At 64.1% G+C, this 24,430-nt stretch carries 22 protein-coding genes and 1 tRNA gene; 12 read left to right on the top strand and 11 right to left on the bottom strand.

The features are described 5' to 3' along the window. Positions 1-19 precede the first annotated feature (19 nt). From CK221_RS21080 to CK221_RS21110, 7 genes are all read left to right on the top strand, one after another. Positions 20-2,068, top strand: a complete 2,049-nt coding sequence (locus CK221_RS21080; protein WP_141245441.1) for a type I secretion protein — start codon at positions 20-22, stop codon at positions 2,066-2,068. 890 nt (positions 2,069-2,958) lie between these two features. Next, positions 2,959-5,148 carry a type I secretion system permease/ATPase gene (locus tag CK221_RS21085; protein ID WP_245430700.1) on the top strand — a complete coding sequence of 730 codons (2,190 nt, stop codon included), beginning with the start codon at positions 2,959-2,961 and terminating at the stop codon, positions 5,146-5,148. A 13-nt stretch (positions 5,149-5,161) separates the two neighbouring features. Further along, a complete protein-coding gene (locus CK221_RS21090) occupies positions 5,162-6,502 on the top strand; it encodes an HlyD family type I secretion periplasmic adaptor subunit (protein WP_095779124.1) in 1,341 nt (446 codons plus the stop codon). A gap of 33 nt (positions 6,503-6,535) precedes the next feature. Further along, positions 6,536-8,146, top strand: a complete 1,611-nt coding sequence (locus CK221_RS21095; RefSeq protein ID WP_095779125.1) for a GNAT family N-acetyltransferase — start codon at positions 6,536-6,538, stop codon at positions 8,144-8,146. A gap of 610 nt (positions 8,147-8,756) precedes the next feature. Beyond that, positions 8,757-8,833, top strand: a tRNA-Pro gene (locus tag CK221_RS21100). Positions 8,834-8,897: 64 nt separating this feature from the next. Then, on the top strand, positions 8,898-9,233 hold the full coding sequence (locus tag CK221_RS21105; RefSeq protein WP_095779126.1) for a hypothetical protein: 336 nt from the start codon (positions 8,898-8,900) through the stop codon (positions 9,231-9,233). A gap of 294 nt (positions 9,234-9,527) precedes the next feature. Beyond that, positions 9,528-9,794: a hypothetical protein gene (locus CK221_RS21110; protein ID WP_095779127.1), complete on the top strand. Its 267-nt coding sequence runs from the start codon at positions 9,528-9,530 to the stop codon at positions 9,792-9,794. Positions 9,795-9,830: 36 nt separating this feature from the next. Here the strand turns inward: CK221_RS21110 and hdaA are convergent, their stop codons facing one another. The 3 genes from hdaA to CK221_RS21125 are packed head-to-tail and all read right to left on the bottom strand — an operon-like array spanning position 9,831 to position 12,277. Beyond that, on the bottom strand, positions 9,831-10,535 hold the full coding sequence (gene hdaA / locus CK221_RS21115) for a DnaA regulatory inactivator HdaA (RefSeq protein ID WP_095779128.1): 705 nt from the start codon (positions 10,533-10,535) through the stop codon (positions 9,831-9,833). 1 nt (position 10,536) lies between these two features. Continuing rightward, complete coding sequence (locus CK221_RS21120) at positions 10,537-11,748, bottom strand: AI-2E family transporter (RefSeq protein ID WP_095779129.1); 1,212 nt, start codon at positions 11,746-11,748, stop codon at positions 10,537-10,539. Next, entirely contained in the window at positions 11,690-12,277 is a 588-nt protein-coding gene (locus CK221_RS21125) for a CDP-alcohol phosphatidyltransferase family protein (protein WP_066995921.1), read from the bottom strand. Before CK221_RS21125 ends, CK221_RS21120 begins: the two co-directional genes overlap by 59 nt. A gap of 298 nt (positions 12,278-12,575) precedes the next feature. Here CK221_RS21125 and purM point away from each other — a divergent pair, with 298 nt between their 5' ends. Genes purM through CK221_RS21140 form a run of 3 tightly spaced genes read left to right on the top strand, consistent with a single transcriptional unit; the run spans position 12,576 to position 14,886 of the window. Further along, complete coding sequence (gene purM / locus CK221_RS21130) at positions 12,576-13,655, top strand: phosphoribosylformylglycinamidine cyclo-ligase (RefSeq protein WP_095779130.1); 1,080 nt, start codon at positions 12,576-12,578, stop codon at positions 13,653-13,655. After that, positions 13,652-14,359, top strand: coding sequence for a phosphoribosylglycinamide formyltransferase (gene purN, locus CK221_RS21135; protein ID WP_095779131.1), 708 nt, complete (start codon positions 13,652-13,654; stop codon positions 14,357-14,359). The genes purM and purN overlap by 4 nt, the downstream gene beginning before the upstream one ends. 8 nt (positions 14,360-14,367) lie before the next feature. Next, on the top strand, positions 14,368-14,886 hold the full coding sequence (locus tag CK221_RS21140; protein ID WP_095779132.1) for a histidine phosphatase family protein: 519 nt from the start codon (positions 14,368-14,370) through the stop codon (positions 14,884-14,886). Positions 14,887-15,009: 123 nt separating this feature from the next. On the opposite strand, the gene CK221_RS21145 is transcribed toward CK221_RS21140, so the two are convergent. From CK221_RS21145 to CK221_RS21155, 3 genes are read right to left on the bottom strand one after another with little or no spacing between them, the layout of a single operon-like run. Further along, entirely contained in the window at positions 15,010-15,216 is a 207-nt protein-coding gene (locus CK221_RS21145; RefSeq protein WP_066995855.1) for a DUF680 domain-containing protein, read from the bottom strand. Positions 15,217-15,271: 55 nt separating this feature from the next. Further along, on the bottom strand, positions 15,272-15,478 hold the full coding sequence (locus CK221_RS21150) for a DUF680 domain-containing protein (protein ID WP_095779133.1): 207 nt from the start codon (positions 15,476-15,478) through the stop codon (positions 15,272-15,274). A gap of 53 nt (positions 15,479-15,531) precedes the next feature. Further along, positions 15,532-15,777 (bottom strand): DUF680 domain-containing protein, encoded by a 246-nt coding sequence (locus CK221_RS21155; protein ID WP_066995852.1) that lies wholly within the window; start codon positions 15,775-15,777, stop codon positions 15,532-15,534. Between the two features lie 484 nt (positions 15,778-16,261). Here CK221_RS21155 and CK221_RS21160 point away from each other — a divergent pair, with 484 nt between their 5' ends. Together CK221_RS21160 and CK221_RS21165 are read left to right on the top strand one after the other, a co-directional pair. Next, entirely contained in the window at positions 16,262-16,930 is a 669-nt protein-coding gene (locus CK221_RS21160; protein WP_066995918.1) for a response regulator, read from the top strand. A 5-nt stretch (positions 16,931-16,935) separates the two neighbouring features. Beyond that, complete coding sequence (locus CK221_RS21165; RefSeq protein WP_095779134.1) at positions 16,936-18,333, top strand: sensor histidine kinase; 1,398 nt, start codon at positions 16,936-16,938, stop codon at positions 18,331-18,333. On the opposite strand, the gene CK221_RS21170 is transcribed toward CK221_RS21165, so the two are convergent. The 5 genes from CK221_RS21170 to CK221_RS21190 form a co-directional block, all read right to left on the bottom strand. After that, complete coding sequence (locus tag CK221_RS21170; protein ID WP_095779135.1) at positions 18,314-19,189, bottom strand: ABC transporter permease; 876 nt, start codon at positions 19,187-19,189, stop codon at positions 18,314-18,316. The two genes, CK221_RS21165 and CK221_RS21170, sit on opposite strands and share 20 nt — an antisense overlap. 13 nt (positions 19,190-19,202) lie before the next feature. Continuing rightward, positions 19,203-20,057 carry an ABC transporter ATP-binding protein gene (locus CK221_RS21175; RefSeq protein WP_095779136.1) on the bottom strand — a complete coding sequence of 285 codons (855 nt, stop codon included), beginning with the start codon at positions 20,055-20,057 and terminating at the stop codon, positions 19,203-19,205. Positions 20,058-20,221: 164 nt separating this feature from the next. Continuing rightward, positions 20,222-21,208, bottom strand: coding sequence for an ABC transporter substrate-binding protein (locus CK221_RS21180; protein WP_245430701.1), 987 nt, complete (start codon positions 21,206-21,208; stop codon positions 20,222-20,224). Between the two features lie 204 nt (positions 21,209-21,412). Beyond that, the gene (dapB, locus tag CK221_RS21185; protein ID WP_095779137.1) at positions 21,413-22,192 is read right to left on the bottom strand and encodes a 4-hydroxy-tetrahydrodipicolinate reductase; all 780 of its coding nucleotides are present in this window, start codon (positions 22,190-22,192) and stop codon (positions 21,413-21,415) included. 112 nt (positions 22,193-22,304) lie between these two features. Then, a complete protein-coding gene (locus CK221_RS21190) occupies positions 22,305-24,410 on the bottom strand; it encodes a molybdopterin oxidoreductase family protein (protein WP_095779138.1) in 2,106 nt (701 codons plus the stop codon). Positions 24,411-24,430 lie beyond the last annotated feature (20 nt).

Raw genomic sequence — 24,430 nt, forward strand, 5'->3', positions numbered from 1 at the left:
TCAAGATACGGAGGCTACCGTGTACACGATGCAGCTGGACAAGATGACCGAGGTCATCTCGCATTTCATCGGCATGTTCGAGATCTCGGTCGAGGAGGCACGGCAGCTAAAGACCTACGACGAGTTCAAAATTGCTGCGGCCACCAAGGAAGAAACTCCCGACCTTCCAAACACGAATGTCAACGTCAAGGCGCCTTATACCCTCGACGACTTCGATCCACACGTTCCGTATATGGGGGTCAAGCCGGACCTGGTGCTGAACACGGTCAGTTCGAGCTTCTGGTACACGCCGCCCGAAATCGTTCAGCACGGCCATCTGAGCCCCGGCCATCATCACTTCCATCTGCCGCATCTGCCGGCTTTCGGTGGCGGCATGGTCCTGCCAAACATCGAACCTCCAGGCGCGATCGCAGCCTACATCAACCAGGAAATCCGCCTGTCCGACAACGACTATGTCGGCGCCGGCGGACATGGGCTGATCTTCACGCCCGCGGCGGTCGACGACAGCAGCCATCTGGCCTCGCTGATGAACGCGGCGGCGGACGTGTCGCCGATCGACGATGTGACGTTGCTGGGCACTCCCGACGACATGGCGGCCGCGGTGGTGACCATGGGCGAACGCATCGCCGCCTACACCGAGGACCCGAGCGGCGAAGCGAACGTCTTCGTCCTGCACCCAGACGCGACTTCCGGCTCGATCTTGGGAACCTATGTCAACGGCCAGCTGGTCGACGATGCCGACGCGCCGAAGGCGGAGGACCACATCAATCTCCTCAAGGAACAGCACCAGGATGACGAGGTTGCCAGCGCTGGACCCGACAAGGACGACTACAACACGCCGCCGGATTCCTCCGATTTCATGTCGGGCTGGGGCAACGGCCTGCTCAGCCCATGCGTTGAACTGGACACCGGCACCAACACGCTGATCAATTCGGCCGTGCTGACCAACAACTGGACGACGACATCGGTCGTCGCCACTGTCGGCAACAGCTATGAAATCAATGCCATCATCCAGATCAACGCACGCTGCGACACGGATATCGTAAGCTCCTCCCTGAATGGGTGGAAGCTGGGCAACGCCCCCGACGAGGCCTTCAACATCGCCGCGTTCAAGCACATCGACCCGTCGGCCGGCAGCGTGGCGCCAACCGCAGCGGACGGTTTCCCCGCCGCCTGGGTGGTGACGCAGGTCACCGGCGACCTCATCATCACGAACTGGATCCAGCAGTACTGCTTCATGACCGACAACGACACCACGGTTATGTCCTCGTCGGGTGTCAGGACCAGCGTGAGCACCGGCGACAACACGGCGATCAACGACGTGTCGCTGAACGAGCTCGGTCACTACTACGACCTGATCATCATCGGCGGAAACATCTACGACGCCAACATCATCCAGCAGATGAATTTCCTGATCGACAACGATCTCATCGGCGCGGTCGATGGTTTCCAGACTTCCGGAGAAGGCTCCTACTCGACCGCCGGCAACCTGCTCTGGAACGATGCGACGATCATCAATGTCGGCGGCCAGAACCACTATGAGGCCTTGCCGACGTCCTATCTTCAAGCGGCCCAGGACTTCGCGGCCGGCAAGGACGCCGGCCCTGGCGACATACTGAACGACCCAGCCTTCGCCGGTATCGGCGCCTTGCGGGTTCTCTACATCTCCGGCGACCTGCTCAACGTGCAGTATGTGTCGCAGACGAACGTGCTGGGCGACAGCGATCAGGTTGCCTTGGCGATGAACCAGTTCGTCGCCCATCCCGAGGCGGAATGGACTGTCACCACCGGCGGTAATCAGGTGGCGAACTTCGCGGGGATCATCGACGTCGACGGAACCGACAAGACCTATGTCGGCGGCGAGCACTATTCGCAGGAGATCCTGATCCAGGCCGACATCATCTCGAGCGATCCTGAACTCGGCGGACAGAATCCAGACGCGCTGGTCAACGAAGCGATCGCGTTCCTGGCCGACGATGCGGGCGCCGACGACACGCAGATGGACCATTTGATAGTCCCGACGCCGGATCATGTTCAGGCGGACGGCGTGCAAACAATATTGGGCTGATCCGGGAACCGGGGGATACAATGACCGATGATCGCGACCTGCCTTGGGACACGTTTGCCGAAGACCTAGAGGCGGCGATGCAGGAGGACGACCAGGGATCGTCGAGTTCCGCGGTGCCTCGCAAGACGCTTTCGAACGCCCTGCGGCAGCATGAGCAGGCGATCGACCGGACCATCAAGACAATCGACAATGCCGTCGGCCAGTTTTACGATGCAGTCCCCCATCGCGAGGTAAAGGCCGGTCAGGACCGACCTTTGCCGCAGGTCGACGGCCGGAGCGCAGTAACCAGTCAGCCGAAACCAGAGCAGGCCAGAGCGCCCCTGCCTGCGCACCAGCCAGCGAGAACCCCTGCATCGACCAGCCCGGCTGGGCAGGCGGACGGGGGCGGCGTGGTCAGGCAAATCGTCACGCCTCCCACAACGACGAGTCCACAGGTCAGCGAAGCGAAGGCGGCCGCGGCCGGCCCCATCAAAATCGCACCCGCCTTGCAGGAGGGGCGACCCGAGGAAAGAGCAAATCCAGTTCTGCAAACGACAGGCGGGCCACCGAACCTCACCAACGAGATGCGCGCCAATGCGGGGCATCCTCCGGCTTCTTCCGCAGCGCCCAAACCCGTAGCCACCGTTGACATACCGAACTTCATGGCGCAGCGCCAACTGTGCAAGCCGGAGCCAGCTCCGCAGCCAAGCCAAAGTTCCATCCTCGGCACCACACGGGCGCGTTCGGCTGTCGCACCTGAGCCGCTGCCGCCAACGCCAACATTCCAGACGCGACCGGCCGAGTGGCAGGGGCCAGCTTTGACGGCCAAGAAACCTGTTGCTCCGCCTTCAGCCGCCGTTGCAAAAGGTGAGCCGGTGGCCACCGAGCCTCCCGCGACGACAGCGCCGACGATCGACAAACTGAATGTCCCGGCGGACGCGGCGTCGCCGAGGCCACAGCCTGTGCCCCAACGGCCAGCCGAACCCACGCCCAAGCCGATGCCAGCGGCCGAAAGGCAGAATATCCAGGCCAATGCAGCGCCGCCGAGGCCACAGCCAGCGGCCCAACGGCCGGCCGAACCCACGCTCAAGCCAATGCCAGCGGCCGAAAGGCAGAATATCCAGGCCAATGCAGCGCCGCCGAGGCCACAGCCTGCGGCCCAACGGCCGGCCGAACCGCAGGCCAAGGTCGCGCCCGACGAGCCAGCCAAGCCGTCGGTAACCGAGATGAAAGACGCGGCAAAGTCGCCCGGCATGATCACCATCGAAGGCGACACTGGTCCCATCAAGACGCAGCAAGGCGGATCTCCCCCAGGAGGTGTGGACGACAAGGGCCGGCGCGGCGGTGGTGGCGGCGGAGGCGGCGCTTTCCACAAGCGCCTCGGCCCGGTCGATTTCGGCGCTTCGCTCAGGGCCGGATTGAGCGCGGTCAGGAAAAACCTGCTGATAGTCATGCTGTTCACGGTCGCCTGCAACATACTGGTCCTGGCGATCCCGATCTATCTGTTCCAGATCTCGGATCGCGTTCTCACCAGCCGTTCCCCCGACACGCTGGTGATGCTGACGGTGGTGATCGTCGGCGCGGTGATGCTGCAGGCGATGTTCGATGCGCTTCGCCGCTTCATCCTGATGCGCACGGCCGTCGAGATGGCGGCCCAATTGGGTGCGCCGATCCTCAGCGCGGCGGCCAGAGCCTCGCTTCACAGCAACGGCAAGGAGTACCAGGTCCTGGGCGACCTGCAGCAACTGAGGACCTTCCTGACCTCCGGCACGCTGCTGTCGTTCCTCGATGCGCCGATGGCTCCATTGATGGTGCTGGTGGTGTTTCTGATCCACCCGCATCAGGGCTTCATCGTCATGACCTCGGCGGTGCTGCTGTTGATCATCACGCTTCTCAACCAGCGCGCGACGGCCGCGACCTTCGGCGAGGCGAACGCGCACCAGAGCAAAGCCAACATCCATCTCGATTCGATGTCGCGCAACTCGCAGATCATCAACGCGCTGGCCATGATCCCCGAGGCCGTGAAGATCTGGGGCAAGGACACCGCAAACTCGCTCAGGGCGCAGGTGATCGCACAAGACCGCAACATCGTCTTTGCCTCCATGTCGAAGGCCGTTCGGCTGCTGACCCAGGTGACGATGCTTGGCTGGGGCGCTCATTTGGCGATCGAAGGGCATCTCACCGGCGGCATGGTCATCGCCGCATCGATCATCGCCGGCCGGGCGCTCGGCCCGATCGAAGGCGCCATCGAGGGCTGGAACCACGTCGTGCATGCCCGCGCCGCCTATGGCCGGATCGCATCGCTGCTGCAATCGTCGCCGCTCAATTTCGAGCGGTTGAACCTGCCGCGTCCCGAGGGCCGTCTCGACGTCGAACGGCTCCTGTTCGTGCCCCAGGGAACGAAGCGGGTTGTGCTGAACGGAATCTCGTTCGCGCTCTCGCCGGGCGATTCGCTGGCCATCATTGGCAATTCGGGCGCCGGCAAGACGACCTTGGGCAAGATGCTGGTCGGGTCGATCCTGCCGACGTCAGGCAACGTACGGCTGGATCTGATGGATCTTCGCAACTGGGATCCACGCCAGTTCGGCGAGAATATCGGCTATCTGCCCCAGGATGTTCAGCTGTTCCCGGCGTCGATCAAGGCCAACATCGCCCGTATGCGTGACGATGCGACCGACGCCGAGATCTACCAAGCGGCGGCGCTGGCCGACGTTCATGAGATGATCTCGACCTTGCCCCACGGCTACGAGACCTTCGTCGCCGCCGACGGAGCGCCGCTTTCCGGCGGGCAGAAGCAGCGCGTCGCGCTTGCGCGCGCGTTCTTCGGCAATCCCCGCCTGGTGGTGCTCGATGAGCCGAATTCGAATCTGGATTCGGCCGGAGACGCGGCACTGGAACGAGCCCTCCAGCACGCCAAGGAAAACAAGATAACGGTGATCACCATCACCCAGCGGCCATCGCTGCTGAAGAGCGTCGACAAGATACTGCTGCTCGTCAACGGCACCGTCGCCCTGTTCGGCATGCGACACGAAGTGCTGCAGGCCCTTGCAAACCGGGGCTTGAGCATCGAAGGCGGCTCGTTCGGCCATCAGATCCAGTAGCGGGGCCGAAAAGATGACGACCGACATCGCAAAAGTTCACGACATAGAGTGGTATTCCGAGGTGCCGCGCTCGATCTGGAAGCAGACCGCATTTGGCGCGCTGTTGATCACGGTGGCCTTCGGCGGCTTCGGCACCTGGGCTTTCACGGCGCCGCTCGCGTCCGCCATCATCGCCCAGGGCAGCTTTGTCGCAACCGGGCAAAACAAGATCGTCCAGCATCTCGAAGGCGGCATCATCAAGGAAATCCTGGTCAATGAAGGCGACCATGTCAGCCTCGACCAGCCGTTGATAAAGCTCGACGAGACCGCCGCGCAGACCAACGAACGGCAATTGTTCCTGCGCAAGGCGCGGCTCGAAGCGATCGCGGCCCGGCTGAATGCCGAGGTGCAGGGCAGCGGCAAGATCCGGTTTCCCGCGATCATCCTCGACAACCGGTACGATCCGGAGGTCTCCCCGATCATGGAAAGCCAGCAGGCCAACTTCGAGGCCGCGGAACGAAAGCGCGACAGCGACATAGCGCTGTTCGACCAGAACAAGAAGGCAATGGAATTCCGCAACGAAGGCATCGAGGAGCAGATCTCGTCGGTGCGCCGGCAACTGCAATTCCTCAAGGAGGAATATCAGGGCAAGCAAAGGCTCCTCGAGCAGGGCCTGATCCGCGGCACCGAGGTAAAGGCGATCCAGCGCGCGATGGCCGACGCCGATGGCCAGATCGGCAAGATGGTGGCGGAGGTCGCCGAGAACCGCGAACAGATCGTCAGGTTCGAGCAGCAGATCACGCAGACCAAGGATACCTATCGCCAGGCGGCGCTCCAGGAACTGCAAAGCCTGGAGGCCGAACTGGACGCCGTGCGAGAAAAGTCGCGCGAGGCGGAGAACGTGCTTCGCCGCGTGACCATCAAGGCTCCCGAGCCCGGCACGATCATACGCATGTACTATCACACCGCCGGCGGCGTTATCGAGAGCGGCAAGGCGATCCTCGAGATCCTGCCCTCGGATGTGCCTCTCGTCATCGAGGCCCAGGTGCCCCGCACCGACATCGACAACATCAAGGTCGGGCAGCAAGCCTCGATCCGGCTGATCGCTCTCAATCGCCGCACGACGCCGGTTCTGGAGGGCGAAGTCTACTATGTCTCGGCAGATGCGTTGCCGGAGATGAGCGGCCCCACGCCCAAGGAAGTCTATCTGGCGCGCGTGCGCGTGCCGGCAAGCGAACTGGCAAAGGTGCATGGTTTTACGCCGACCCCGGGTATGCCCGCCGAGATCCTCGTCGCGACGGAGTCGCGCACATTCTTCAGCTATCTGACGAAGCCGATCGCCGACAGCATGGCGAGAGCCTTCATGGAGCAGTGAGACCTACGAACAGGCAACGATTTCGGGGGAACCATGCAGATCGACGTCATCACGAAACGGGAGGAGCTGAACCGGCTCAGAAAGAACTGGGATGATCTCTACCAAAAGGATCCCGAAGCGCAGTTTTTCCTCTCCTGGACGTTCCTGTCGTCCTATATGCGACGCTATGAAGACGCCTGGTCCGTCCTGGCGGCACGCTCGGGGCCGCCAGGATCTTCCTATGTCGCCCTATTGCCTCTGCGACTGCGCACCAGGCTGAACAAGAAGACCGGTATCTGCCACAACGAGATCAACATGGCCGGCAACTACGCGGCCGACTATGCCGGTATCCTGTGCGCACCGGGCTTTGCCGAGCGCGCGATCCCGGCTCTTGCCAGGCATCTTCTGAAGATGAACTGGGCCAAGCTGCATCTCGAAAATCTGCGCATGTCGGAGAAGCGACGGCGCCTGCTCATCGACAACCTTGCCGACAAGCGGCTGACGGCCCACAAGATGCCGCGCGTCAACAAAACCGACAATGTCGACAATTGCATCTGCCCGGCCGCCGCACTGCCAGGCGATTGGGACAGCTATCTCGAACAAAAGACCAGCTCGAACACGCGCCAGAAGATCAGACGCTTCCTGCGCAAGCTCGATGGATCCGGCGAGTTCCGCATCACCCATGCCGACGCCTCCACGATAGATCGCGACATCGGCATCATCCTCGAAATGTGGCGGATCAAATGGGCGCCGCGGAAGGGCAACCTCCTGCCTGGCCTAGTCAGGTCCAACCGGATCCTGTTCAAGGACGCCTTCGAAAGCGGAACGCTGTTCCTGCCGATCCTGTGGCAGGGCGACAAGCCGCTCGGGGGCCTGGCATTCCTGGTCGACCGGGTCAAAAAAACGATGCTGTTCCATCTCGCGGGACGCGACGAGACCGCGAACGACATCCCGTCCGGGCTCGTGCTGCATGGCTATTGCATTCGTCATGCGATCGAACAGGGCTTCCGCAACTACGACTTCCTGCGCGGCAACGAACCGTACAAGTACTCCTACGGCGTGGAGGAGACCACCATCCATTGCGTCCTGATCAAGACCAGGACCGGTCGCAATCTCGGCGACCGGATCGACGAGAGGTCCGTCGGGAGCGTGCTGGAGCAGGCGACCAAATTCCACGAAGCAGGCAACCTTGCCAACGCCGAAAATGGCTATCGCCAGATCTTGGAGGTCAACCCTCGCCATCCGCGCACGCTTTACGGATTGGGCCAGCTGCTGGCCGCCAAAGGCGACCACTGGTCGGCGGCCGATACTTTCGGATCGCTCGTGGAGATCGCACCGAAATCGGTCAAGGCTTGGTCAAGGCTTGCCGTCGAACTTCAGCTGCTCAGCCGGCACGCGGACGCCGCCGACGCCTTCCGCAAATTGCTTGAGCTTAATCCAGACCTGTCGGGGGCGCGATATGGTCTTGGCCGCAGCCTCGCGCAGCTTAGCCAGGTGGATGAGGCCACCAGGGTGCTGAGCGCCGTCGAGGACAAAGCCGACCCAATGCTTCGCGCCAAAATCCGTCTACAGCTGCGAAAGCTGAAGTCGGACGTAAGTCCGTGCTACATAAAACTGGAGCCGGCAAACGCAGGCGTCTCCAGACTGGAGCGGATGGACGCCTAGCCATAGCGACGCAACCCGGAGATTCGCTTCTGGTGCGTGCACATGCTGCTATCGGATTTGAACTAAAGGGTTGGATCTGATCGGTGTTGGGGGCGAACGGCGCGAGTCTATCCAGGTCCGCCGTTCCGATGAACGACGTCGCTGGCCCTCGGAACGAGCAGCAGGAAGAGACGACAAATTTCGCGCCACACAATCAAGCTGCGTTTGCTATTCTTGCGTATCTTCGCGCGCACGCGAAAACGGAAAAATCGACTTTAGCGTTCCTTGCGTCCTAACCTGCTGTTTGTCTGTGGCTTTCAGTCAGCATCCTCCGGCCTCTACCGTCCCTTGCGCATCGAAGCTCGACGGCGGGCGCGGTCGATAGAGATGTTGCTGGGCGCGCATCCGTACGCCGCCGCGTATCTGCGCCTGCCCATCGCCCGCAGCCGGCATCGAGACTTATTACATTTTTGACCTTCGGCTCGAAAGCAGGAGGGGGGAACGACTGGGCAACACCGTGGGACTTTCCGTGGGACTTTGCGTGCCGAACTCTGCCAATGTACGCCGTTCGTTCCGCTCTTCCATTTTGGGGCTTGCTCAAAATGGTTCGGAACCCTATGGGGATGCCGTTCGGAGTGTAGCGCAGCCTGGTAGCGCACCTGATTTGGGATCAGGGGGTCGCGTGTTCGAATCACGCCACTCCGACCAGTTTCCTGAACATCCTAGAGCCCGCGCTTCGGGAACCCTGTCGGCCTTCAGAAGTTCTGTTGCCATGGCCGACACTAAAAGGACCCCCACCATCGCCCGCATCTGGCGCGGCCGGACCTTGCCGGAAAAAGCCGACGATTATGAAGCTTACAATTACGAGACCGGCATCAAGCCGCTCATCGAAAAGGCACTCGGCGTCCAGACATTTCGCGAGGACACGGCGTCCCATTCCGAGTTCGTGACGATCTCCTATTGGGAGAGCATCGAGGCAATGGCGCGCTTCACCGGCGGCGGGCCGACCCAGGTCCACCACCTCGACCGCGACGCGGAATTCCTGATCGAGCTGCCGAAGAGCGTGCAAGTGCTGCGCTTGCTCACCAGCCATGGCAAGACGGGCTGAAGGTGTCCAGCATCGAGCAACGGCTTTGATCTCTGAAGGGAGCCTTCGGCGTGGAACCGAGTAAACCCGCCGGGCGAGTCCCCAACAACCTCGAGCCCGGCGAGCCTACAACCCGATCTGCAATGTGACCGGGACCGGGATCAACCGGCGTCTTCCACGCTGCAAGATGGATGCCAGGGCGATGGCTCGAAATGGGACAGCCACGATCGTCCCGCAACTCCGGACGGAAAACCGCTACGCACTTTTCCCGGAGTTGCTCTAGACTCCGGACAAACGGGGCAAGGGGGACTCTGGATGCCTGTTCTCGAGGCGCTGCTGTCGCTGATCGGCCCAGCCTATTTGGCTTATTATGGCTTCGCGGTTCCGGTCGCGGTCGCCTGGGCAATCCTGTGCGCTGCTCTGTGGGTTTGGAACAACCGGCCGAGCAAGAGGCAGAATGGCAGCGTCGCCCGGTCGCGGATCGCCAGCCTGGTGTTCTTCGTCTTTGTCGGCGCATGCTACGTGGCAGCGCATACGGGGGTCTATCTGCTGGCTCGGCATCTGGCCGGACTATGGGCGTAGAGAGCGCACAATCCCGGAGCAGCCTTCCTCGACATCCTAAATATCGAACTCGCCCTGGCCCTCGTCCATGGCGCTGACGGTCTCGGCGGCGAGCGCTCGGGTGATCGGCGTCTTGCGCTCGAGAGCGGCGCGGTCGAGGCGCTCCACGACCCGCATGGCAGTCGCCAGCGAGCGTTCGATCCGCCGCACCAGATATTGCACAACATGCGGCTCGACCTCGACCTGGCGGTCGGCGAAGAGCTTGGTGATAACGCCGGCGAGCAACAGGTCGTCCGGCTCGTGGATCTCGATGGTCGCCGCCGCTTTCAGCCGCGAGATGAGGTCCGGCAGCACGACGCGCCAGGCCGAGGGAAAGCGCCGCGCCGTCAGAAGCAGCGTGGAGCCGGCGCCGCGCACGGTGTTGATCAGGTGGAACAGGCCTTGCTCGTCGATCGGGAGCTTGTCGATGTCGTCGATCAACGCAGGGCTCGCGCCAAGCCCGCCAATGTGCTCGCCGATGTGATCGGGAGCGATGACGACAGCGTGCGCATGCGCTTGCCAGATCTGGGCGAGATGCGTCTTGCCGGACCCGGAAGGGCCGGCGAGCACCACCACCGGCGCGGGCCAGTCCGGCCAGCGGTCGACCAGTGCTGCGGCCTGCGCGTTGGCCCCGGAGACGACGAGCTCGTCGCGCGAGTAGCCGGTACCGTGGCCGAGATCGAGCGGCAGCTGGCGCGGTGGACCGGTTCGTTCGCCAGCCATTTCAGCCACGCGGCGGTGAGCGGTGGCCGCCGCCGCGATCCGCCGGCCAAGGAGGTGCGGGCTCGGTGGCATGGCCGTTGTAGAGCGGCGATTCGAGGTAGCGGGCAATCGCAAAGCGCACCAGCACGGCAATGGCCGCCGAAGCCGGCACCGCAATCAGCAGGCCGACGAAGCCGAACAGCGCACCGAAGGCAAAGAGCGCGAACATCAGCCAAACCGGATGCAGGCCGACGCTTTTGCCGACCAGCCTCGGCTGCAGGATATTGCCCTCGATGAACTGGCCGACGAAGAACACGCAGGCCACCGCCACGATCATCGTCCAATCCGGCCAGAACTGGACGAAGGCGACGCCGACCGCCAGCACCAGCCCGGTCAGCGAGCCGACATAGGGGATGAAGGAGATCAGCCCGGCGAAGAAGCCGATGAGGATGGCGAAGTTCAGCCCCGTCAGCGTCAGGCCGGTGGCGTACATGGCGCCCAGCACAAGGCAGAGCGTGCCCTGCCCGCGCACGAAGCCGGCGGTGGCGGTGTTGATCTCGCGGGCAAGCGCCCTGACCGTCTCGACGTAGTCGCGCGGAACCCAGCTGTCGACCACGGCCACCATGCGGTCCCAGTCGAGCAGCATGTAGAAGGCCACGACCGGGGTGACGACGAAGAGGCTGACCACCGAAACCAGCGCCACGCCCGAGCTCCAGATCGAGGTGAAGACGGTGGTGAGCAGCCCGAAACCGGTGGTGAGGAGCGAGTTCAGTCCGTCGCGCAGGCTGGCCGCGTTGACGCCAAAACGCTGCTCCAGCCACTTCGGGTCGAAGCTGGTGATGAGCGACTGCAGGCGGGTGAGATATTCCGGCAGCTTGCGCGCGAAATCGGCCATCTGCGTGGCCAGCACAGGCACCAGGATAACGAAGGCGAGCACCACGACGACGACGAAGGCAATGAGGATCACCACCGTCGCCATCAGCCGGGAGAGGCCGAGCCGCTGCAGCCGATCGGCCACCGGATCGAGGAAATAAGCGAGCACCATGCCGGCGACGAAGGGCAAGAGGATGCCGGAGAAGACATAGAGGAACAGCGCCAGAAGCACGGCGACGATCAGCCAGAACGCGATCTGCCGGCGCAACGCGGTCGAGGCCGCGGCCGTCCAGGCTTCGCCGTCAGGTGTCCGTGCTGGAATTGCCCGACTTGGTGTTGCTCGTCCGGGAGCCTTCGCCATAGCCACTCATATGCCTTAGCCAGGCCACGAGATAGGCCGCGGCCGAAGCCACGGTCAAGACCCCGGAGAGCAATATGAGCGCCGGCCGGAGCGGATAGAGATGCATGGAAAAGGCAAGCTCGCCCAGCACAAGCGCCGCCAGCGCGATCTGCACGGCGGTGTTCACCTTGGAGACCAAGAGCGGCTTCATCTCGACCGGCTGCGCCATCACGCTGGACAAAAGCACGGCGCAGACGATCAGCGCGTCGCGCGAGACCATGGTCACGACAAGCCAGAGCGGCAGTTCCCCGGCATAACCCATGACGACGAAGACCGAGACCAGGAGAAGCTTGTCGGCGACCGGATCGAGATAAGCGCCGAGCCGCGAGAACAACCGGTAGCGGCGAGCGATGAAACCGTCGATGCCGTCGGAGATGCCGGCGACGAGGAAGCCGGCAAAGGCCCAGTCCCAGCGCGCCTGCAGCATGGCCAACACCACGGCCGGCACCAGCAGCAGCCGCATGATCGTGATCATGTTGGGTATGGTCACGTGATGTCCCGTCATGGGTTTTGTTGGAAGATAGTTGATGGAGATGAGAGGTGCGCGCAAGGGAGGAGTTGCTGATCTCCCCTCTCGAGGGGGAAGATGGCCGGCAGGCCAGTCGCCTCACGCGTCGATCGCCGACCTCCATCTGGCGCACAAGGCGCTGGAGCTCCACGCGAGGCGACCCCCCTCTGTCGCCTCCAGCGACATCTCCCCCTCAAGGGGGGAGATTGGCTCTCACGCGCCTTGCCCCCCGAAACCATTCATGCGATGAGCCCGCAATGGAAACAGGGATGAGCCGAAGATGAGCAACGGCGACAAGGCCAAGCGCAAGAACGGGCTCACCTATGCCGAGGCGGGCGTCGATATCGATGCCGGCAATCTCATGGTCGAGAAGATCAAGCCGCTCGTGCGCGCGACGCGCCGGCCGGGTGCCGACGGCGAGATCGGCGGCTTCGGCGGCCTGTTCGATTTGAAAGCCGCCGGCTTCACCGATCCGGTGCTGGTCGCGGCCAATGACGGGGTCGGCACCAAGCTCAAGATCGCCATCGATTCCAGCAAGCACGACACCATCGGCATCGACCTCGTCGCCATGTGCGTCAACGATATCGTCGTGCAGGGCGCCGAGCCGCTGTTCTTCCTCGACTATTTCGCTACCGGCAAGCTCGATCCGGACCAGGGCGCGTCCATCGTCGGCGGCATCGCGCAAGGCTGCCGGCAGGCCGGCTGCGCGCTGATCGGCGGCGAGACCGCCGAGATGCCCGGCATGTATCACGACAAGGATTACGACCTTGCCGGCTTTGCCGTGGGCGCGGCCGAGCGCGGCCAGTTGCTGCCCACCGACGACATCGTCGAGGGCGACGTGCTGCTTGGCCTCGCGTCCTCCGGCCTCCACTCCAACGGCTTTTCGCTGGTGCGCCGCATCGTCGAAGCCAGCGGGCTCGGCTGGAGCGATCCGGCGCCGTTCAACGATGAGCTCAGCCTCGCCGAGGCGCTGCTCGAGCCGACGCGCATCTATGTGAAGTCGATCCTGAAGGCGATCCGCAACACGCATGGCATCAAGGCGCTGGCTCATATCACCGGCGGCGGTTTTCCGGAAAACATTCCGCGCGTGCTGCCCAAGGATTTCTCCGCCGAGCTCGACCTCGAAGCGATCGACGTACCGCCTGTATTCTCGTGGCTCGCCAGGACCGGCGGCGTGGCGCCGCAAGAAATGATGCGCACCTTCAACTGCGGCATCGGCATGATCCTCGCCGTTGCTTCCGGCCAGGCGGCGCAGGTGGCAGCGGTGCTGCAGGAAGCCGGCGAGACGGTGACGCCGATCGGTCGCATCGTGCCGCGCCGCGACGCCGGCGTGATCTACCGGGGCTCGATCGAACTATGAGCAGGAAACGCACGGTCGTCCTGATCTCGGGCCGCGGCTCCAACATGACGGCGCTGATCGCGGCAGCCAGCGACCCGACCTATCCGACCGAGATCGTCGGCGTCATCTCGGATCGTGCGAACGCCGCGGGCCTCGGCCTCGCGCAATCGCGCGGCATCGCCACCAAGGTGATTCAGCGCGCCGACAATCCGAGCAAGGACGCACATGACGCTGCGATCGATGCCGCGCTATCCGGCTTCGGCGCCGAGATCGTGGCTCTGGCCGGCTATATGCGCATCCTCGGCCGCGGCCTGGTCGAAAAATGGCAGGGGCGCATGGTCAACATTCACCCTGCCCTTCTGCCTGCCTTCAAGGGGCTGGACACGCATGCGCGCGCCATCCGCGCGGGCGTGCGCATCCATGGCTGCTCCGTGCATTTCGTCACGCCCGAGATGGATGACGGCCCGATCATCGCCCAGGCCGCCGTGCCGGTGATGGTCGGCGACAACGAGGACACTTTAGCCGCGCGGGTGCTGAAGGTGGAGCACCGGCTCTATCCGCTGGCGCTGGGGCTGGTCGCCGAAGGCAAGGCGCGCATGGAAAAGGGCCACACCGTGCTTGCCCATTTCGCCGACGACGCCGACAACGCCACTTCAGTGGTGATGGCGCCCGACCCGCTGCGCGAGGAAACCGACCTCGAACAGCTGGCGCGCATCACGCCGTAAGGACTGCCATGGCGACGCCCAGACAACTCCTTGTGCTGCGCCATGCCAAGTCGAGCCGGGACGATCCCAAGCTCGCCGATTTCGACCGTCCGCTCGCCCCGCGCGGGCTGAAGACGGCACCGCTGATCGGCCGCGAGCTTTCGCGGCGCGGCTGGCTGCCGGATCTGGCGCTGGTCTCGCCGGCGCTGCGCACCCGCGATACCTGGCGGCTGGTCGCCGCCGAATTGCCGAAGCATGGGCCGGCGGAATTCGCCGAGGAGCTCTACGAGGCGGCGCCGGCCGCCATCCTGGCGTGCGTGCGGCAGGCGAAAGCCACCAGCCTGATCGTGATCGGTCACAATCCCGGCCTGCAGAATTTCGTGCTGCGGCTCGCCGGCACCGGATCGGACGAGGGCGTGTTCAAGAAAGTCGAAGCGAAGTTCCCGACGGCGGCACTGGCCCGGTTCACGGTGAAGGAGGATTGGGCGAACCTCGATTTCGGCGGAGCGCGACTGACGCATTTCGTCAGGCCGAAGGATTTGGAATAGAGCGCCTCTGTGCGCAGCCGGGCCTATAGCCACGACACAAGCCGGCCCTGCGGATAGCCGGCTGCATAAACGCAGAGCGGCGGGACAAGCCCGCCGCTTTGAGGTCTATCGACGATCGACCGCTTAGTGGTTGCCGAACAGATCGCGGTCGGCGCCCTGGGTAACCGGCTTCTGAACATTCGCGACCGACTTCTTGACCGAAGCGGTGTACGAGGTGTCGACCGAGGCGGCCGGCTGGTTGGCGTTGGCCGAACCGTAGTTGTCGGAGCCGGCGAAAGCGGCACCGGTGGCAACGAGAAGGGCGGCGGCGGTAAGAGCGATCTTGGTCATTTCAGTTACTCCGAAATTGAGGGGGGATGTTGGCAAGGTTGCCCTGACAGGCCGGTTAGTGGTTGCCGAACAGGTCGCGGTCGCTGCCCTGGGTGACGGGCTTCTGGACATTCGCATCAGACTTCTTGACCGAAGCGGTGTACGAGGTGTCGACCGAAGCAGCCGGCTGTTTGGCGTTGGCCGAACCGTAGTTGTCGGAGCCGGCGAAAGCGGCACCAGTGGCAACGAGAAGGGCAGCGGCGGTAAGAGCGATCTTGGTCATTTCAGTTACTCCAGATTTGAGAGTTGTGGTTCTGATCGGTTCGGGACGGAGGCCTAGCGGCCCCAAATGCCCTGGCCGGATTCCGGCTGGTTCTGATCGGGCGTGATCCTGAGATCGCGCTGCTCGAATTTGCGGATCGAACCGGTGATGCTGCGGTCGATGTTGTCGCCCGACCGCGGCGCAACCGACTGGGTGACGGCCGGCTGGTTGACGTTGTCGGAACCGTAATGGTCGCTGCCGGCGAAGGCGCTGCCCGTGGCAACGAGAAGGACCGCGGCGGTAAGAGCAATCTTGTTCATTTTAGGTACTCCAGATTTTCAAAATCCTGTCCGTCAAGTGGCGTGCCGTAATGGAAATTCGCGTCGCTCGGACCACCCCGAGATGGGTCGGTCCTGTTGCCATTTCCAATCACGAAGATGTGCAAATCGAACCGTTCGGTTCGACCTTGAAATCGCGTGAACAGCGCGGCTGCCACATTCTTTTGTTTGAATATCAACTACTTGCAGTATTAGCGGACGAGGTCTCACGGTCTGGACAGCGAGCCAGCGTTCACCTGAGTTACACGAACCGTCAACATAAATTGAACCGAACCGTTCGGTTTTATCCATCACGCGAGCGAATTGGGCCTCCAGGCCGACCGACGGAACCGATTTCAGCCGGCGTTTGCCTTGTCGGCGGATCGAGACTATCGATTGCTTTCAAACTTTCCGTTCGGACCGCCCGCCGCGCTTGCGAAAGCCCGGCGCCACCCGGATGGAGGCATTTGCCGAACAGCGATGGACGATGCGGCTCCTGCTTGTCGAAGACAATCGCGAACTGGCCGATTGGCTGAGCAAGACGCTGCGCCAGGCGAGCTACGTCGTCGACGTCGTGCATGACGGCGAAGACGTCGAGCATGCGCTGGCGGCCGGCGACCATGCGCTGATCATCCTCGACCTCGCCCTGCCGCGCATGGGCGGGATGGAGGTGCTGAAGCGGCTGAGGGCCCGCGGCAACCCGGTGCCGGTCATCGTGCTCACCGCCAATGCCAGTCTCGACGGCCGGGTGAAGGGCCTCAACGAGGGCGCCGACGACTATCTGGCAAAACCCTTCCAGATCGAGGAACTGGAAGCGCGCATCCGCGTGCAGCTGCGCCGCGCCAACGACCGGACAGCGCCCGTCATCTCCTGCGGCGACCTCGTCTTCGACACCAACACCAGGCTGTTCTCGCTCGGCGGCGCGGCGCTTTCGCTGACGCCGCGCGAACATGCGGTGCTGGAACAGCTGGTGGTCAAGGCGGGGCGCACGGTGAGCAAGGCGGCACTCTCGGCGGCGATCTACGACTTCGACACCGACGCCGATCCCAGCGCCATCGAGATCTACGTGCATCGGCTGCGCAAGAAGCTGGAAGGCTCGCGCGTGCAGATCGCCACCTTGCGCGGCCTGGGCTATCTGCTCCGTCATGAAGATTAGGGGCCATGAAGATTAGCAGCCTCCGCCTGCAATTGCTGGCATGGGTGGTGCTGCCGCTTGCCGCGCTGGTGACGGTCAATCTGTGGACCAGCCAGCGCAACGCGCTGGCGACGGCGGATCTGGTCACCGACCGGATGCTGGTCGGCTCGGCGCGCGCGATCGCCGAGCGGGTGGCGATGGCCGAAGGCGTGCTCGACGCCACCATTCCGCCGGCGGCGATCGAGATGTTCGACACCGGCGACCGCGACAGCGTCTACTACCGGGTCGAGACCGCCAACGGCCGGCTGCTGACCGGATATCCCGACCTCCCCCAGGCGCCGCAGAGCGGCAGCATCGAGGCTTCCTATCGCGATCGCCGGCTGCGTCTGACAACGCTCAGCCATGCCGTGATCGGCGCCGGCACGGATTCGCCGATCAGGGTCACGGTGGGCGTCACGCTCGCCGGCCATGACGCGATGGTGCAGCGGCTGTGGTTCAGCGCCTTTGCCCAGCAGCTGGCGCTGGTGGCGATCGCCGGCCTCTTCGTGCTGCTCGGCCTGCGCCGCGGGCTGGCGCCGCTGATGCGCCTGCGCGATACGGTGCGCTCGCCGGATCGCACCGATCTCGACCCGGTCGAGGTGCCGGGCGCGCAAAGCGAGATCCGGCCGCTGATCGACGCGCTCAACGCCTATATGGAGCGCGTGCGGGCGCAGATGGCGGCGCAGCGCCGCTTCATCGCCAATGCCGCGCACCAGCTGCGCACGCCGCTGGCGCTCATGTCGACACAGGCGAGCTATGTGCTGCGCGAAAGCGCCGCCGACCGGCGCGAGGAGGCGCTGGTGGCCCTGCAGGCAGGCTCCGGCCGGCTGGCGCGGCTGGCCGAACAGCTGCTCACGCTGTCGCGCGCCGAGCCGGGCAGCCGCCGGCCGCGCGCCGACCGCATCGACCTCACCGAAGCCGCCCGCGAGGTGCTGGAAACACATGCGCCGAAGGCCGTCGAGCGCAACATCGATCTTGGGCTCGAGGAAGCCGGACCTGTTCCCGTCATCGGCGACGGCACCATGCTGCGCGAGATGATCGTCAACCTGGTCGACAACGCGCTGCGCTACACGCCAGCTGGCGGCACGGTGACCGTCAAGCTGGCCGCGATCGGTCGCGAGGGCGTGATGACGGTCACCGACACCGGTCCCGGCATTCCGGCCGAAGAGCGCGAGCAGGTCTTCGAGCGCTTCTATCGTATTGCCGGTGCTGCCGAGGAAGGCAGCGGGCTCGGACTCGCGATCGTACGCGAGGTGGTCGAGAATGCCGGCGGCAGCGTTGCGCTTGGCGAGGCCGCCGGCAGCGGGCTCAGGGTCGAGGTCCGGCTGCCGCTCGCCGCACCCCAGGACAGGCCGAGTGGAGCGGTCAGGTCCCCTGCTCGTTGAACGGCGCCGGGCGCCATTTGACGACGTAGTTCTCGAAGCGGGTGATGATGAACTCCACCACCAGCGCCATCACCGCCAGGATAATCATGGCGGCGAAGACGCCATTGGCGTTGAACGCGCCCTGGGCGGTCGAGATCAGCAAGCCCATGCCCTGCTTGGCGCCGAGGAACTCGCCGACCACGGCGCCGACCAGCGCGAAGCCAAAGCTGACATGCAGGCTCGCCAGGATCCAACTCATGGCCGATGGAATGATGACTGTGGTGGTGATCTGGTAGGGCGAGGCGCCGAGGATCTGAGCGTTGGCGATCATCGCCCTGTCGGCCTCGCGCACGCCCTGGAAGGCGTTGGCGAAGACCACGAAGAACACCATGACGACGGCCAGCGCCACCTTGGAGGCCATGCCGAGGCCGAGCGCTATGATGAAGACCGAGCCCAGCACGACGCGCGGCACCGAGTTGGCGATCTTGATGTAGATCGAGAAGACATCCGCCAGGAGCTTGTTGCGGCCAAGGATGATGCCGGCGGCGATGCCGCCGACGGCGCCGATGGCGAAGCCGAGAAAGGTTTCCTCGAGCGTCACATAGATCTGCAGCCAGAGCGGCCCCTGCGAGGTGCCCTCGGTGACCCAGGACCAGATCTGCTCCCAGATGCCGGAGGGGCTTGAGAAGAAGAACGGATCGATGACGCCGTGATCGGCGCCAAGCTCCCAAAGAGCGAGGAAGACGATCAGGATGGCGAGCCGCAGGCCGATAACCAGGGCATGGCGGCGGCGCAGCCGCGCCCTCGCCCGGGCTTCCGCGGCGACGATCGAGGTCGCGCGGGCGGCTTGGTGAGAGGCTGGAGAGATGGCGGTCATGGCAAGTCTCCTTTCAATGGCCGGTCTGCAGGCCGCGGCTCTGGCCGAGCTGCACTTCCTCGCGCAGGTCGTTCCAGATCACCTTGGCGATCTCGATGAATTTCTGATCGTAGCGGATGTCGGCCATGACACGCGGGCGCGGCAGGTCGATGCGGTAGACACTCTTCACCGTGCCCGGCCCGGCGGTGAGCACATAGACCTTGTCGGCCAGCGCCACCGCCTCCTCGAGATCGTGAGTGACGAAGACGACGGAGGATTTGAGCTCCGACCAGAGGCCGAGCAGCTCGTCCTGCATGGCGGTGCGGGTCTGCATGTCGAGCGCGCTGAACGGCTCGTCCATCAGCAGAATCTTCGGCTGGTTGATGAAGGTTTGCGCTAGCGCGACCCGCTTGCGCATGCCGCCAGAGAGCTGGTGCGGATAGTGTTTCTCGAAACGCGCAAGGCCGACGCGGGCGATCCAGTCGCGCGCCCGGTCATAGGCTTGCGCCTTCGGCGTGCCGCGATAGAGCGGGCCGGCGGCGACATTGTCGATGACGCTGCGCCACGGAAACAGCGCGTCCGCCTGGAAGACGAAACCGATGTCGCGGCTGATCTCGGTTACGGGATTGCCCATGACGCGGACATTGCCGGTCGTCGGCCTGAGCAGCCCGGTGACGAGGTTGAGCGTCGTCGATTTGCCGCAGCCGGTCGGGCCGACGACGCAGGCGAACTCGCCGCGCGCCACCGTCATGGTGAAATCGCGGATGGCCGTCATCATGTGGCCGTCGGGGGTGACGAAGCGCAGCGTCACATCGTCGATGGCGATCGCGGCATCGGCCGGCGGCGCGGCCGGAGACAATTTCTCGGCCGCCATGGTTTGCAACTGCATGGCACACTCCTGTAGCGATGGTGCGAGGATGGCTGGGGGCTCGAGCCCATGGGCCCGCCGCGCCTCGGTATCCGGAAAGGCGCCGCTGCCGAATTGATTCAGGCAAGCGGCGCGACTTGTTGTTCTTCAACGACCGAGCCGGCAGGCCCGGCTCCCTGTCGGCGCTACTTGGCGGCGTCGACGAATGCCGTGGTGTAGGTCTTCGAAAGATCGATCTGCTTGCCCTGCAGGCTCTTCGAGAAGGTCGACAGCACCTTCAGCACCGTCTCCGGGCCATCGGCGGGCATGCGGCCGTCAGGCGTGAACATCGCCTTGCCGCCGGCCAACCCTTGCACATAGAGGTCCTTGTTGCCGGCGTAATAATCCTTCGGCATCTGGTCCGCGATCTCTTCGGCCGAATGGCTGGCAATATACTTCATCGTCTTGACGAAAGCGTTGGCGAGCTTCTGCGCCTCGTCCTTATGGCTCTCGATCCAGGCGGACTGGACATAGAAGGATGCCGCCGGATAGTCGCCGCCCAGCGCTTCCCTGGTCTTTTCGGGCGTGCGCATATCGACCAACACCTTGGCCTCGCCGGTCTGAAGCAGCTTGGCGATGGTCGGCTCGGTGGTCATGCCGGCCTGGATCTGGTCCTGCTTGACGGCGGCGATGAAAGTGTTGCCGGCGCCCACCGGCAGCAGCGTGTAGTCGCCCGGCTTTAGGCCGTTGCGCACGGCGAGATACTGCGTCAGGAAATCGGTCGAGGAGCCAAGACCGGTGACGCCGAGCGTGGCGCCCTTGAAGTCGGCCGGCGACTTGATTTCCGGATGCTTGGCCGAAACCAGCTCGACCTCGCCCGGCGCCTGGCTGAACTGGACGATCGACTGGATGTATTTGCCCTTCGACTGCAAGTCGACGGTGTGATCATAGAAGCCGACGACGCCCTGCACGGCACCGGCCAGCAACTCATTCTCGGCCTCGACGCCGGCGCGGGAGTTGACCAGCTCGACATCGAGCCCCTCATCCTTGAAGTAGCCGAGCTGCTGGGTGAGCACGGCCGGCAGGTAGATCTGCTTTTCCATGCCGCCGACGATGATGGTGATCTTGTCGGCAGCCGATGCCGCCGTGGCGCCCGCGGCGACGATGGCAAACGAAAGCGCCGCCGAACGCAAGACGCACTTCGAGATGAAACCGGTCACGTAACTTCCTCCACCTGGGCGGCGTGCCACCAGGCCACGCCGCATTTCCTCCTTGCCGGCCCGCTCCCGGACCGATCCCGCGGCGAACGCCGCAAAACTGTCATGGCATGCCCAAGCTTTCAGCTGGCTTTCAGTCATTTTAGCGGCCGAAAGAGCGAATTCCGCAGCTATGGCTGGTCACGAAGCGGCGAAGCCAAGCACATCGCGCATGCCGTATTCGCCTGGACACTGTCCGGCCACCCAGAGTGCCGCCGCGATGGCGCCGCGAGCAAACATCGAGCGGTCGCCAGCCGAGTGCGAGAGCGTCAGCGCCTCGCCCTCGGCGAGGAAGCTGACGGAATGCTCGCCGATGATGCTGCCGCCGCGCAGCACGGCGAAGCCGATCTTGCCGGCAGGGCGTGTGCCGACAATCCCGTTTCGAGCGCGCCGCGCCACTTCGTCCAGCCCGACGCCGCGTCCGCGCGCCGCCGCCTCGCCCAACATCAGCGCCGTTCCGGACGGCGCATCGACCTTGAAACGGTGGTGCGCTTCCAGGACATTGATGTCGCAATCGTCAGGCCCAAGCGCCCGCGCCGCCTGCTCCACCAGCCCGATCAGCATGTTGAGACCCAGCGAGTAGCTGCCGGAGCGCACGATCGCGATCGTCTTCGCCGCGTCGGCGATCGTCTCCAGCTCGGAACCATCGAAGCCGGTGGAGCCGATCACCAGCGCCGGACCGCCGCGCGCCGCGCATGCCTTTGCCAGTTCGACTGACGCCGCCGGCGTGGTGAAGTCGATGACGACGTCGGCAAGCGCCAGCGCCTCGTCGCGCGCGACCAGCCCCTCGCCCGTGCTGCCCGGTCGATGGAAGCGGGCGACAAGCACCAGCCGCGGATCCGCCTGCACCACCTCCGTCATCTCCCGGCCCATGCGGCCGAGCGCGCCGGCGATGGCTATTTTCAATGGTTGTCGCGGCAAGGGACACCTCGCCCGTCGCTTCGCTCCTTGCTCCGCGCCAGGGTGACGAAGCAACGGGCTTTTTCGGCTAATCTCCTGGGCATGTGACCTGCCGAGCTCGCGCCACAGACCATCACAGTGCGCGCAGCCAGACCTTGTTGTCGTGGAGGGCAGCACCGCCATAGGGCGCCGGGGCGTCGGCACCGGTCAGCACGTTGATGCCTTCGCCGCGCTCATGCGCACTGTTCGGCCAGATGCCTTCCGCAATCACCACGCCGCGCTTCACGCCGTCGAAGAACCTGGCATGCAGCACCACGTCGCCGCGCCGGTTGCCGATCTCAACGCGGCCGCCGTCCTCGATGCCAAGCGCCGCGGCATCTTCCGGGTGCAGCAAAAGCTCCGGCCTGCCTTCCTTGGCTTTCGACACCGGCGTCTCGGCAAAACTGGAATTGAGGAAGTTGCGCGCCGGCGAAGTTGCCAGCCGGAACGGATGCTCTTCGTCCGCGACCTCGATCAGCTCGACATGGTCGGGGAATTCCGGCAGCCGCTCGACCGGTCCGAACAAGCCCATGCTCTTCGGCGGCCGGTTGGGCGCCGACTGCCCGGTCCAATTGGGCCGGAAGTGGAATTTCTTGTCGGCATGGCCGAAGCCGTTGATGAAATGCGCGTCGTCGAAATCGGGTTGCAGGTCGACCCACTTCTGTTCCTTCAGGCTGTCGAAGCTGCCTAGCCCGCGCTTGCCGAGGATGATGTCGATATGTTCCTTCTCGGTCAGGCCAAAGCCCGGCCGGTCGCCAACGCCCAGCCGTTTGCCGAGTTCTTCATTGACGTAGTGGTTGGTGCGCGGCCCCTCCGGCGGTTCGATCAGCTTGGGGCCGAGCGTGATGTGCTGGTTGCCGCCACCCTTGTAGATGTCGTCATGTTCCAGAAACATCGTCGCCGGCAGCACGACGTCGGCGAGCTTGGCCGTATCGGTCATGAACTGCTCGTGCACGCAGGTGAACAGGTCCTCCCGCAGGAAACCTTTTCTGACCAGCCGCTGCTCGGGCGCGACATTGGCGGGATTGGTGTTCTGGATCAGCATCGCCGTCACCGGCGGGCCGCCGTAAAGCGCATCCTCGGCACCGGTCAGCACCGGGCCGATGCGCGAATGGTCGAGATAGCGCACCTTCGGGTCGCGCATCGCGGTGCCTTCGAGCACATCCTGGTTCAGCTTGAAGATGCCGGAATTGGAGTGAAAGGCGCCGCCGCCCTCATATTGCCAGGCGCCGGTAACCGCAGCGATGCATGAGGCTGCATGCATGTTGACCGAGCCGTTGCGCTGGCGCGCAAAACCGTAGCCGAGGCGAAAGTAGGTCTTCTTCGTTGTGCCGACCAGATGCGCGAAGGTCTCGATCTCGGTGACTGTCAGACCCGTCACTGCCGCTGCCCATTCGGGCGTGCGCGTCCTCAGATGTTCTTCCAGCCCGCGCGGATCGTCGGTGTATTTTTCCAGATAGGCGCGGTCGGCCATGCCGTCGCGGAACAAGACATGCATGACCGCGCAAGCCAGCGCGCCGTCGGTGCCGGGTTTGAGCACCAGGCCGAGATCGGCCTGCTTCATGGTGGCGTTGTCGTAGATGTCAATAACGACGATCTTCGCGCCGCGCTCTTTTCGCGCCTTGGTTGCATGGGTCATGACATTGACCTGGGTGACCACGGCATTGGTGCCCCAGATCACCACGCAGTCGGCCTTCGCCATCTCACGCGGATCGGGGCCGCGCAGAGCGCCCGCCCCCATCATCCAGCCGGTCCAGGCGAGATTCGTGCAGATCGAGCCGAAGAAGCCCGAATATCTCTTCGCGTGCCGCAGCCGCTCGATACCGTCGCGCTGTACCAATCCCATCGTGCCGGCGTAAAAATAGGGCCAGACCGTCTCCGAGCCGTATTTCTCTTCGGCCGCGATGAACTTCTCCGCGACGAGGTCAAGCGCCGCTTCCCAGCTGGCTTCCTTCCAGGCACCCTCACCCTTTGCGCCCGCGCGCACCAGCGGCTTCAGCAGCCGGTCGGGGTGATGGACGCGGTCCGCATATCGCGCGACCTTGGCGCAAACGACTCCTGCCGTGTAGCTGTTCGCTTTCGCGCCATGGACGCGGCCGATGCGGTTATTGTCGAGCAGTTCCACCTCGAGCGCGCAGGTGGAAGGACAGTCATGCGGACAGGCCGAATGGCCGATCCCGAGCTTGGCGTGCTGGTTCATGCGAGGGTGTGTAGCGGGTT

The organism is Mesorhizobium sp. WSM3868 (assembly GCF_002294785.1).
Taxonomy (GTDB): Bacteria; Pseudomonadota; Alphaproteobacteria; order Rhizobiales; family Rhizobiaceae; genus Mesorhizobium.

What these genes read in the sequence shown, in the direction of transcription:
- CK221_RS21160 (WP_066995918.1), top strand. Translation starts at nt 16,262, where the DNA reads ATGCGGCTCCTGCTTGTCGAAGACAATCGCGAACTGGCCGATTGGCTG.
- CK221_RS21175 (WP_095779136.1), bottom strand. Translation starts at nt 20,057, where the DNA reads ATGCAGTTGCAAACCATGGCGGCCGAGAAATTGTCTCCGGCCGCGCCG.
- CK221_RS21090 (WP_095779124.1), top strand. Translation starts at nt 5,162, where the DNA reads ATGACGACCGACATCGCAAAAGTTCACGACATAGAGTGGTATTCCGAG.
- hdaA (WP_095779128.1), bottom strand. Translation starts at nt 10,535, where the DNA reads ATGGCTGGCGAACGAACCGGTCCACCGCGCCAGCTGCCGCTCGATCTC.
- CK221_RS21165 (WP_095779134.1), top strand. Translation starts at nt 16,936, where the DNA reads ATGAAGATTAGCAGCCTCCGCCTGCAATTGCTGGCATGGGTGGTGCTG.
- CK221_RS21110 (WP_095779127.1), top strand. Translation starts at nt 9,528, where the DNA reads ATGCCTGTTCTCGAGGCGCTGCTGTCGCTGATCGGCCCAGCCTATTTG.
- CK221_RS21105 (WP_095779126.1), top strand. Translation starts at nt 8,898, where the DNA reads ATGGCCGACACTAAAAGGACCCCCACCATCGCCCGCATCTGGCGCGGC.
- CK221_RS21140 (WP_095779132.1), top strand. Translation starts at nt 14,368, where the DNA reads ATGGCGACGCCCAGACAACTCCTTGTGCTGCGCCATGCCAAGTCGAGC.
- CK221_RS21145 (WP_066995855.1), bottom strand. Translation starts at nt 15,216, where the DNA reads ATGACCAAGATCGCTCTTACCGCCGCCGCCCTTCTCGTTGCCACCGGT.
- CK221_RS21120 (WP_095779129.1), bottom strand. Translation starts at nt 11,748, where the DNA reads ATGGCGAAGGCTCCCGGACGAGCAACACCAAGTCGGGCAATTCCAGCA.
- CK221_RS21155 (WP_066995852.1), bottom strand. Translation starts at nt 15,777, where the DNA reads ATGAACAAGATTGCTCTTACCGCCGCGGTCCTTCTCGTTGCCACGGGC.
- purN (WP_095779131.1), top strand. Translation starts at nt 13,652, where the DNA reads ATGAGCAGGAAACGCACGGTCGTCCTGATCTCGGGCCGCGGCTCCAAC.
- purM (WP_095779130.1), top strand. Translation starts at nt 12,576, where the DNA reads ATGAGCAACGGCGACAAGGCCAAGCGCAAGAACGGGCTCACCTATGCC.
- CK221_RS21095 (WP_095779125.1), top strand. Translation starts at nt 6,536, where the DNA reads ATGCAGATCGACGTCATCACGAAACGGGAGGAGCTGAACCGGCTCAGA.
- CK221_RS21150 (WP_095779133.1), bottom strand. Translation starts at nt 15,478, where the DNA reads ATGACCAAGATCGCTCTTACCGCCGCTGCCCTTCTCGTTGCCACTGGT.
- CK221_RS21190 (WP_095779138.1), bottom strand. Translation starts at nt 24,410, where the DNA reads ATGAACCAGCACGCCAAGCTCGGGATCGGCCATTCGGCCTGTCCGCAT.
- CK221_RS21170 (WP_095779135.1), bottom strand. Translation starts at nt 19,189, where the DNA reads ATGACCGCCATCTCTCCAGCCTCTCACCAAGCCGCCCGCGCGACCTCG.